This is a genomic window from Desulfoscipio geothermicus DSM 3669, assembly GCF_900115975.1.
GTDB lineage: Bacteria > Bacillota > Desulfotomaculia > Desulfotomaculales > Desulfallaceae > Desulfoscipio > Desulfoscipio geothermicus.
In genome coordinates this window covers 25,705-35,731 of sequence record NZ_FOYM01000034.1, presented here as the reverse complement: position 1 = coordinate 35,731, position 10,027 = coordinate 25,705, and the positions used below count along the sequence as shown (strand labels likewise).

Annotated in this window: 12 protein-coding genes and 1 rRNA gene; all 13 read left to right on the top strand. The window is 51.5% G+C overall.

Annotation, left to right across the window (positions count from 1 at the left end; all coding sequences use genetic code 11):
* Positions 1–107, top strand: a 5S ribosomal RNA gene (rrf, locus tag BM299_RS16275); the annotation flags it as partial.
* A gap of 179 nt (positions 108–286) precedes the next feature.
* On the top strand, positions 287–1,012 hold the full coding sequence (nadE, locus tag BM299_RS16270; protein ID WP_092486854.1) for an NAD(+) synthase: 726 nt from the start codon (positions 287–289) through the stop codon (positions 1,010–1,012).
* 25 nt (positions 1,013–1,037) lie between these two features.
* Positions 1,038–1,772 (top strand): YebC/PmpR family DNA-binding transcriptional regulator, encoded by a 735-nt coding sequence (locus tag BM299_RS16265; RefSeq protein WP_092486851.1) that lies wholly within the window; start codon positions 1,038–1,040, stop codon positions 1,770–1,772.
* A gap of 82 nt (positions 1,773–1,854) precedes the next feature.
* On the top strand, positions 1,855–2,514 hold the full coding sequence (locus tag BM299_RS16260; RefSeq protein ID WP_092486848.1) for a hypothetical protein: 660 nt from the start codon (positions 1,855–1,857) through the stop codon (positions 2,512–2,514).
* 35 nt (positions 2,515–2,549) lie between these two features.
* A complete protein-coding gene (gene ruvC / locus BM299_RS16255; protein WP_092486845.1) occupies positions 2,550–3,038 on the top strand; it encodes a crossover junction endodeoxyribonuclease RuvC in 489 nt (162 codons plus the stop codon).
* Positions 3,035–3,643 (top strand): Holliday junction branch migration protein RuvA, encoded by a 609-nt coding sequence (gene ruvA / locus BM299_RS16250; protein ID WP_092486841.1) that lies wholly within the window; start codon positions 3,035–3,037, stop codon positions 3,641–3,643. The genes ruvC and ruvA overlap by 4 nt, the downstream gene beginning before the upstream one ends.
* A 50-nt stretch (positions 3,644–3,693) precedes the next feature.
* Positions 3,694–4,725 (top strand): Holliday junction branch migration DNA helicase RuvB, encoded by a 1,032-nt coding sequence (gene ruvB / locus BM299_RS16245; protein WP_092486863.1) that lies wholly within the window; start codon positions 3,694–3,696, stop codon positions 4,723–4,725.
* Positions 4,726–5,100: 375 nt separating this feature from the next.
* Entirely contained in the window at positions 5,101–5,667 is a 567-nt protein-coding gene (locus BM299_RS16240; RefSeq protein WP_092486838.1) for an epoxyqueuosine reductase QueH, read from the top strand.
* A complete protein-coding gene (locus BM299_RS16235; RefSeq protein WP_092486835.1) occupies positions 5,664–5,888 on the top strand; it encodes a DUF2905 domain-containing protein in 225 nt (74 codons plus the stop codon). The genes BM299_RS16240 and BM299_RS16235 overlap by 4 nt, the downstream gene beginning before the upstream one ends.
* A 77-nt stretch (positions 5,889–5,965) precedes the next feature.
* Positions 5,966–7,396: a SpoIID/LytB domain-containing protein gene (locus BM299_RS16230; protein WP_165608386.1), complete on the top strand. Its 1,431-nt coding sequence runs from the start codon at positions 5,966–5,968 to the stop codon at positions 7,394–7,396.
* Between the two features lie 21 nt (positions 7,397–7,417).
* Positions 7,418–8,440: a tRNA preQ1(34) S-adenosylmethionine ribosyltransferase-isomerase QueA gene (gene queA, locus BM299_RS16225; protein WP_092486829.1), complete on the top strand. Its 1,023-nt coding sequence runs from the start codon at positions 7,418–7,420 to the stop codon at positions 8,438–8,440.
* A gap of 18 nt (positions 8,441–8,458) precedes the next feature.
* On the top strand, positions 8,459–9,571 hold the full coding sequence (tgt, locus tag BM299_RS16220; RefSeq protein WP_092486826.1) for a tRNA guanosine(34) transglycosylase Tgt: 1,113 nt from the start codon (positions 8,459–8,461) through the stop codon (positions 9,569–9,571).
* Between the two features lie 102 nt (positions 9,572–9,673).
* Positions 9,674–9,964, top strand: a complete 291-nt coding sequence (gene yajC / locus BM299_RS16215) for a preprotein translocase subunit YajC (RefSeq protein ID WP_092486823.1) — start codon at positions 9,674–9,676, stop codon at positions 9,962–9,964.
* Positions 9,965–10,027 lie beyond the last annotated feature (63 nt).

The window sequence follows — 10,027 nt, the reverse complement described above, 5'->3', positions numbered from 1 at the left end:
ACCATAGCGGAGAGGATACACCCGTTCCCATCCCGAACACGGCAGTTAAGCTCTCCAGCGCCGATGGTACTGGGGTTCGTCCCCGGGAGAGTAGGTCGTTGCCGGAATTAATTTTGCGAAAGCCTCCGGATTTATCCCCGGGGGCTTTTAAATATTATCCTCCTCATAACAAATTATAAGCAGGTAAATACTTGATTTGCTCGGCTAGAGAATTGTATGATTATAAATGTGGCAATAATGAAATAAAAACATATTGACATATATGTTTTGATTTGGAGGGGAAAGAATGGTTGACAGTCTGGCCGGAAAAATTGAAAGCTGGTTAAGAGAGCAGGTCAGAGACAGAGGTGCCAGGGGTTTTGTTGTAGGTTTGAGCGGGGGAATAGACTCGGCAGTTACTGCGGCATTATGCCGAAATGTATGCCCCGAAACAACTCTGGGAGTAATCATGCCCTGTTACAGTGATCCGCAGGATGCCGAGCATGCCCGGTTGTTGGCGGAGTCAATCGATATAGAGTACAAAACAGTGGAGTTGGACAAACCTTTTGCAGAGTTGGTGAAGTTGCTCACCGGCGAAGATTATGACATGTATAAGAAAGACCTGGCCGTAGCCAATATTAAACCGCGACTGAGAATGACTACCTTATATTACTATGCTGCCAGAAGGCGGAGCCTGGTGGTGGGAACGGGTAATCGCAGTGAAATAACGGTTGGATACTTTACCAAATATGGTGATGGAGGTGTGGATCTGCTGCCTATTGCCAATTTGGTTAAAAAGCAGGTGGTGGAACTGGCTGAATACCTGGGCGTTCCTCAACCTATCATAGACAAACCGCCTTCCGCCGGTCTGTGGGCAGGTCAAAATGATGAAAAAGAAATGGGCATTGCTTATGAAGAATTAGACAAATATATATTAACGGGACAGGCGGAAGACCGGGTAAGAAAAATTGTTGATAAACTGGCGCTGCAAAGCTTGCACAAAAAACAACTTCCTGCCAAGCCTTCATTATGAAACAGATGGAAAGGAGTTGAATCAATTGTCGGGGCATTCTAAGTGGTCAACTATAAAGCGTAAAAAAGCCAAAGTTGATGCGCAAAGGGGAAAAATTTTTACTAAATTGGCTAAAGAGATCATCATAGCGGCCAGGCAAGGGGGCGGTGACCCGGAGGCCAATATAAGGTTGAAAAACGCCATAGCAAGGGCTAAGGAAGCGAATATCCCCAACGATAATATCCAGCGCGCCATTAAAAGGGGAACAGGAGAATTAGGTGGCGCAAATTACGAGGAATTGATTTATGAAGGTTACGGTCCCGGGGGAGTTGCAGTGATGCTGGATATCATGACCGACAACCGTAACCGTACCGCCGGTGAAATACGGCATTTATTTTCCAAATACGGCGGCAATCTGGGCGAAACCGGTTGCGTTTCCTGGATGTTTGACACCAGAGGCATACTGGTTGTTGAAAAATCCGGTCTGAATATGGACAGCGACGAGTTTTTATTGACTGCGCTTGATGCCGGTGCGCTGGATGTGAAAGAGGAAGATGATAGTTTCGAAGTTATCACAGCGCCGGATATTCTTAACGAGGTAAGTGAAACTTTGGCGGTGGAAGGGATAAAAATCATCCATTCGGAAATTACCCGGTTGCCTCAGTCCACGGTTGTAATCACCGGCGAACAGGAAGAGCAAATGCTTAAGTTAATGGATGCCCTGGAAGACCATGATGATGTGCAAAATATATACGCAAATTTTGAAATAGTGGAGGAATAGTAGGTTGCTTTTTCGGCAACCTATGTTTATTTTATACTAAAACATGGCAATAATTCAGTTAAAAAGTGAATGAGGTATTGTCATGGTTAAAAAGATAATCAGTATTTTTGCCGCATTTTTTTTGGTGGGGCTGGTGGCCGTTACGGTGTACATTGCATTAAACTCCGTTAGCGATCCGGTAAGGAAGCCCGTGGCCACGGTTATAGAAAGCGTAACGGGCAGCCGGGTGGACCCTCTGATAAGGTCATATACTACCGTAAAAAAAATTAATGAATATACTTTCTGTGGTGATGAGGAGGTGTATTACCGGGGGACTGCGCCTTATGACCTGATTGGCCTGGACTACAACCGGTTGCAAATGAAATTTCCCCGGCAAAACGGTTGGCGAATTAGTGTTCAGGGTGATGAGGTGATGATCGCCAGACAAATTGACGGCTTTTGCGGTATGCACCAGGAATACAGGCACCTGGGTATCCATGACGGGCAACTGGCTGTTTATCAGGGTCCCCTGGGTTATGACAAAGTTCTATTGCGGGTGGAAAGGAATATTGCCATCGACAACTTGCCGGAGCAATTCCAGAGGATGTTGAGAAAAGCAGCTGACTTTAGCAGCTTGAGTGACGGGGAAAAAGTTAAGCTGCAGGAGAAACTGGAGTTTCCCGATGAACAGACACTAAATGTTTTGCTGGAAAACTTTGATGAATTGAACGATGACGGGCACCGAACAGGCGTTGCCGGATAAGTCCTGATATGTTACCATTTAATGGGGTGAAAATAATGCGCATACTGGGGATAGACCCCGGAATAGCCATCACTGGTTATGGTGTGATTGATGTTGCCGGCAACAGCTTTTTGCCGGTAAAATACGGGTGCATACGCAGTGATGCGGATATGCCCCCGGAACGGCGGTTAAACATATTATTCAGTGAACTAAAAGATTTGATAATTAAATACCGTCCCGGTCATATGGCAGTGGAGGAGTTGTTTTTTAACCGCAACGTGCGTACGGCCATGGTGGTGGGGCAGGCGCGCGGGGTGGTGCTATTGGCTGCCGCCAGGGCCGGGATATCGGTTTGTCAATATACGCCGTTGCAGGTGAAGCAGGCCGTGGTGGGCCGTGGCCGGGCGGAAAAAAAACAGGTGCAGTACATGATCAAGGTATTATTAAACTTGCCGGAGATCCCTAGCCCCGATGATGTGGCGGACGCGCTGGCGGTGGCTGTCTGCCATGCCAACAGCAGCAGTGGTTTGGGGGCGTTGTTATGATTGCTTTCCTAAAGGGCAAAGTGGCCTGGGGTGAACCGGACGCGGTGGTGATTGATGTAAACGGCGTGGGCTACAGAGTTAACGTAACTCCTGCGTGCGCCGCCAAGTTGCCCGCGGCTAACGATGTGGTGCAAATTTTTACCCATATGATTGTCCGCGAAGATGATATGCAGCTATACGGCTTTATGACCCGTGAGGAATTGAATACTTTTTTATTGCTGCTGGGTGTTAACGGTGTTGGGCCGCGAGCCGCGCTGACACTGCTGTCGGTACTGGCACCAGGTGACCTGGCTCGGGCGATTGCCCTGGAAAACGTAGAAGCTCTGACTAAAGCGCCGGGGGTGGGGAAAAAAATTGCCCAGCGCATTATCCTGGAACTGAAAGACAAATTTAAAAAATTGAACTTTATCACGGAGCCGGCACAGCAGGAAGAAATATTCCGGCCCGGCAATTTTGCGGATGATGCCCTGGACGCGTTGTTAACGCTTGGTTACGGCGCCGGGGAGGCGCGGGACGCGGTGCGCCAGGCCATGGGGCTGGGTAAAACAGATAATGTGCCCGAGTTGATTAAAGTGGCTTTGCGGTTTTTAGACAAATCCAAGTAAATTAAGGAGGGGCATTTCCGGGTTGATTGTTGGTGTGCCCGGAATGCGTTATGGAAAATTTAAAAAATGAGAGAATAATATCTGCCGGGCTGCGGGAAGAGGACGCAGATATCGAATCCAGCCTGCGCCCGCGTAAATTAAGTGAATATATCGGCCAGGATAAGGTTAAGGAAACAATCGGTATATTTATCAAAGCCGCTCTGCAGCGCGGCGAGCCGCTGGACCATGTTTTACTGTTCGGGCCGCCCGGCCTGGGAAAAACCACGCTGGCCAATATCATTTCCAACGAAATGGGGGTAAACATACGCACCACTGCGGGTCCGGCCATCGAACGTCCTGGGGATCTGGCCGCTATTTTAACCAACCTGCAGCAGGGAGACGTTCTCTTTATAGACGAGGTCCACAGGCTGAGCCGGACGGTGGAGGAAATATTATACCCGGCCATGGAGGACTTTGCCCTGGATATCATTATCGGCAAGGGACCCGGGGCGCGCTCCATCAGGCTCGACCTGCCCCGTTTCACCCTCATCGGCGCCACCACCAGGGCCGGTTTAATGACTTCCCCGCTGCGCGACCGTTTCGGTGTGATCAGCAGGCTGGATTATTATCGCCCGGCTGATCTGGTGGTTATCATTACCCGTTCCGCCCGGATACTGGGAGTGCCGATAAACAGTGACGGTGCCGGGGAAATAGCCCGCCGTTCTCGGGGCACGCCCCGGATAGCCAACCGGCTCTTGAAACGGGTGCGGGATTATGCCCAGGTGAAAGCCGACGGGGTAATTAACCGGGAAGTGGCTGTGGAGGCGCTGGAATTTTTTGAAGTGGACCCACTGGGACTGGACCAGGCTGACCGTCGGGTGCTGACGGCGGTGATAACCAAATTCGGCGGCGGGCCGGTGGGGCTGGAAACAATTGCGGCCGCCACCGGCGAGGAGGCGGGCACCATTGAGGACGTTTACGAGCCCTACCTGTTGCAGTTGGGGCTGCTGGCCCGCACCCAGCGCGGCCGCGTGGCCACCCCGGCGGCTTACCACCACCTGGGTCTCGAACGACCTGAGGAAAAACAGCTTACACTGTGGTAAGATGACCGCGGCACCAGCAAGGAATGATAATCGTGCAGTTCGGGTTGTTCCCCGCTGCGTTCAAAATCTCCGCGTCGACGGGACTAAGGTTCGCTTCGGGCCGAATTTGGCGGTCCTGCATAATGCGCAGAACGGGTAGTTATACTTGGTTATTTATTAACAGTCGCTTCCTCTTTTCAAGACATGCCGGTGCTTTCTGCGCGATTCGTCCTGCCAATTCGGCAACCTCAGCTTCACCAAGTCCCGTTACCGACGCTCCGATACATCACTTGCGGGGAAAAACCCGCCCCGCACTGAACATTCTTTTCAGGGCAGGCGGAATGAATCGCGCAGGGACAATGACTGTATAAGCAAGGGATAAAGGAGTTAAGGCCAGTGAAAATACTACTGCACACTTGTTGCGGACCGTGTACCATTTACCCGCTGAAAAAATTACGGGAGAACGGCCTCCGGGTGCACGGGTATTTCAGCAACCCCAATATCCACCCCTTCACCGAGTGGCAAAAACGAAAAGACACCCTGCTGCAATATGCCCGGGATAACGACTTGCCGGTAATCGTGGATGACAATTACGACCTGGAAGGGTACCTGAGGGAAGTGGTGCACCGGGAAGCTGTGCGCTGCAGGTTTTGTTACACTATGCGCCTGCGGCAGGCGGCCAGGGTGGCAAAGCGGGGAAAATTTGACACCTTTAGCACTACTTTGCTGGTAAGCCCTTTTCAAAAACACGACTTGATTGCGGAACTGGGTCGTGCCATCGGGGAAGAGCAGAGAATACCGTTTTATTATGAAGATTTTCGCCCCGGGTACCGGGAAGCCACGGAGATTTCCCGCTCGCTGGGTATGTACAGGCAGCAATACTGCGGCTGCATATATAGCGAGAAAGAACGTTATTACTCCCAAGCGAAAAAGCAAAAAAATAAAATGGAGGGAAAAAGATGAATTCCCTTTACGGACTGGGCAAGATGATTTTAATGTTTGGACTCTTCATGGTCATCACCGGCGGAGTGTTGATGCTGGCGGGCAAATTTACCGGCCTGGGCAGATTGCCGGGTGATATTTTCATTCAAAGGGGAAATTTTACTTTTTATTTCCCGATTGTTACCATGCTGGTTTTAAGCCTTGTTTTGACTTTGTTACTGAACTTTATCTTCAGAAGATGAACTTTTTGCTTTACGGCAGGAAAAAGTTTATTTTTGTCGAACTTCCCACGGTATGTTGTTACTGGGGAGGTTTTTTTATGCCGGGGAAAAAATTTGCCGGTGCGTATCCATATTGCTTCCTGGTGATGGTTTTTATGATGGCGGTTTTGCTTTGGCCGGCCGCGCAGGCCGAAAGCGATGTGCGGGTAGTTCCCCAAACTGTCAGGGTGGGCCTGACACATAGTGCGCCGCAGGTATCTTTCAGCTTGCGCGGTGCCTACAGGCTGATAAACGCCAACACCGGCCAGGTGATCGCCGAGGACCGGGAAGGGCATAACTGGACGGTCGAGAACGCCGGCGGGCTTTTACATGTGCTGCGAGACGGCAATCGAATGGGTATTTATAACGGGCCCATTAAAGCCGAGGAAATAAATGTTAGGCGAAGTATATTGAGCGGCCATGGATCGTTACTGCAAAAAGAAACCCTGTCCGGTGCGGCGGTGGTGGGTATGGGTGGAAATTTGCAGTATTTAAGCGGTGACCGGCAGTCCGGTCTGCATGTAATTGACGGCCGCGGGCAAATTAACCTGCTTCCCCGGGGGCAATTGAACCTGGTGCACCTGGAGGGAGAAGGCCGGGTAAAACGCTACCGGGGCAACCTGGAAATCCGGGTGAATGGAGATGGTTTAACGGTTATTAATGAACTGCCCATTGAACAGTATCTTTATGGTGTTGTTCCGTCGGAAATGCCGGCCACCTTTCCCCTGGAGGCACTAAAAGCTCAGGCGGTGGCGGCCCGCAGCTACTTGATCGCTCAACTGGGCAGTTACGGCAGCCATGGCTTTGATGTCATGGACAGCCAGGCCAGCCAAATATACAGGGGCTACGATGTCGAAAATGAAGTTACTACCAAGGCGGTTGACGAAACCAGAGGACTGGTGCTGGTATATCGCGGTCAGCCGGTGGCGGCGTTTTTCCATTCTTCCAGCGGCGGCTTTACCGAAAACAGCGAGGATGTCTACAGTGACGCCCTTGGCTATGTTCGGGGGCAAAAAGACCCCTTTGACAAGAATGACAAATATTATAACTGGTCGGTGAGTTATTCGGCCGGAGAGCTTACGGATACCGTCAACCAGCAGTTGAAAAAATTTATGCGTCCCGAAGAGTACCATATTTTTGCGGCAATTACCGATTTGCAGGAACTGGAACGTACCGGCTCCGGCCATAGGGTCAAAAAGCTGCTGATTACGGGTCCGGATATAGACGGCAACCTGCAGCGGATAACAGTTTATAACGCCGAGCGGGTGCGCATGGCCCTGGGACTGCGCAGCGCCATGTTCACTATGCATAAAGAACTACGGCCCGACGGCGGCATCAGCAGGGTCACCTTCACCGGCAGCGGCTGGGGACACGGGCTGGGAATGTCGCAGTGGGGCGCCGCTGGTATGGCGGCCGGTGGTTATAGTTTCCAGGATATTTTGCAATACTATTATACAGGCATTGAACTGCTTGGGAATTACGGAATGTAGTCCCCGAAAGGAAGAACTTTTTTGCAAATCAAAGACTTTGATTATTACTTGCCGGAGGAATTGATTGCCCAGGAACCGGAGCCCAGGCGGGATGAGTCACGGCTGATGGTGCTGCCCAAAAACGGGGGAGCGCCGGAGCACAAGCTGTTTAAAGATATTGTCGAGTATATTGACGCGCGGGACGTGCTGGTCATAAACAATACCCGGGTGATTCCCGCCCGCCTGTGGGGTGAAAAAGAAGGCACGGGAACCACCATAGAGGTGTTGTTGTTGACCCGCCGGGGAGAGCATACCTGGGAAGTGCTCGTACGTCCCGGGCGGCGAGTTCCGCCGGGCACCGGCATTATTTTTGGGGAAGAGCTCCGGGGTACTGTGGAGGCGGTGGCCGATGAAGGCTGCCGCATTATAAAATTTCAATATGAGGGCATATTTGAACAAATTTTGGATAGGCTGGGGGTGATGCCCTTGCCACCGTACATTAAGAAACAACCGGCGGACCCCAACCGCTACCAGACCGTTTATGCCCGCCGGCCCGGCTCTGCCGCCGCGCCCACGGCCGGGTTGCATTTTACCCCGGAACTGCTGAAAACAATTAAGGATAATGGGACTCAAATTGTAACGGTGCTGCTGCACGTGGGCCTGGGAACATTCAGGCCTGTCAAGGTAGATGACATTACCAGGCACCGCATGCACGCCGAGTATTTTGAGATTACACCGGAGACGGCCCGGGTGATAAATGAAACGAGGGGCCGGGGCGGGCGGGTGATCGCGGTGGGCACCACGACGACCAGGTGCCTGGAAACCGCGGGTCGGGAAGACGGCACGGTTCAGCCGGGGTCGGGCTGGACAGATATATTTATTTATCCCGGCTATACTTTTCGGGTCATAGACGGGCTGATCACCAACTTTCACCTGCCCCGGAGCACGCTGCTGATGATGGTCAGCGCGCTGGCGGGCCGGGAAAGGATGCTTGAAGCGTATGCCGAGGCCGTGCGTAAACGCTATCGCTTCTTTAGTTTTGGTGACGCTATGCTAATTATTTAGAACGCAAAAGGAGTACTAATGGCTATAAGTTTTAAAGTAATTAAAGAAGACACGGAAAGCAGGGCCAGGCTGGGGCAACTTGAAACGCCCCATGGTACGGTGCAGACTCCGGTGTTCATGCCGGTGGGCACCCAGGCCAGCGTAAAAACCATGACTCCGCATGAGGTGAGCCAGGTGGGCGGCGAAATGGTTCTCAGCAACACCTATCACCTTTACCTGCGGCCGGGCCACGAACTGGTGGCCGAGGCTGGCGGGTTGCACAGGTTTATGCGCTGGGACGGCCCCATCCTTACAGACAGCGGTGGTTTCCAGGTTTTCAGTCTCGGTCCTTTGCGGCGGATCACCGATGAAGGGGTTACCTTTCGAAGCCACATTGATGGTTCAGAGCTTTTTTTTAGCCCTGAAATTTCTATGGATATCCAGATGGCCTTGGGGGCGGATGTGGCTATGGCCTTCGATGAATGCCCGCCCTATCCCTGCAGTTACGAAGAGACGCGCAAGGCGACGGAGCGCACCACCAGTTGGGCCCGGCGCTGTTTGAAGCATCATAACCGGAAGGACCAGGCGCTGTTTGGCATCATTCAGGGGGGCGTGCACCGGGATCTGCGCCTGAAAAGTGCGGCGGAGTTATCGGCCATGGGTTTTCCCGGTTACGGCATCGGAGGGTTGAGCGTCGGCGAGCCCAAACCGTTGATGTACGAAGTGCTGGATTATCTGATACCGGCTATGCCCGGTGAGAAGCCCCGTTACTTGATGGGGGTGGGTTCGCCGGACTGCCTGCTGGAGGGGGTGGCCCGGGGAGTGGATATGTTTGACTGCGTGTTGCCCACCCGGATCGCCAGGAACGGGACGGTTTTTACCCGGGATGGCAAGCTGGTCGTGCGCAATGCCGAGTACGCCCGGGATTTCAGCCCGCTGGACCCCGAATGTGATTGTTACGCCTGCCGAAATTTCACCCGGGCTTATATCCGACACTTGATCAAGGCCAACGAGGTCCTGGGTATCAGGCTTACTACCATACATAACTTACGGTTTGTGCTACGGTTGATGGAGGACATACGGACGGCCATAGCCGGTAATCATTTCAGCGAAATGAAAACAAAATTTTTAAGGCGTTTTAAAACCGACTAGGATTTTACATTTATTTATAAGGTGAAAATAAAAAAAGGGAAATGTCCGTTGGCAAAGAAATAATAAGTGTTTTGACTAATCGGGAGAAAGGGGGGTAATTTAATGACAAATGAGTCTTTAATCGGTATTTTATATATCGTCGGTTTATTTGCGCTGCTCTGGTTTTTAATGATCAGGCCGCAGCAGCAGCGACAGAAAAAGCACGCGGAAATGGTGCGCAACTTGAATGTCAATGACCGGGTTGTAACGGTCGGCGGTATTTACGGTACCATTGTTAAAGTAAAGGACGATACTTTTATCCTCAGAGTGGCGGACAACGTGCGCATTGAAATTTTAAAAAATGCCGTTTCCCAAGTAATATCCAGCGAAGCTGGGGAAAATAACAAAGATTAGCATCTTTGGAGTAGACCCGGTCTACTCTTTTTCTTGGGCATTTCTCCGCGCGAGGAGGTCAAT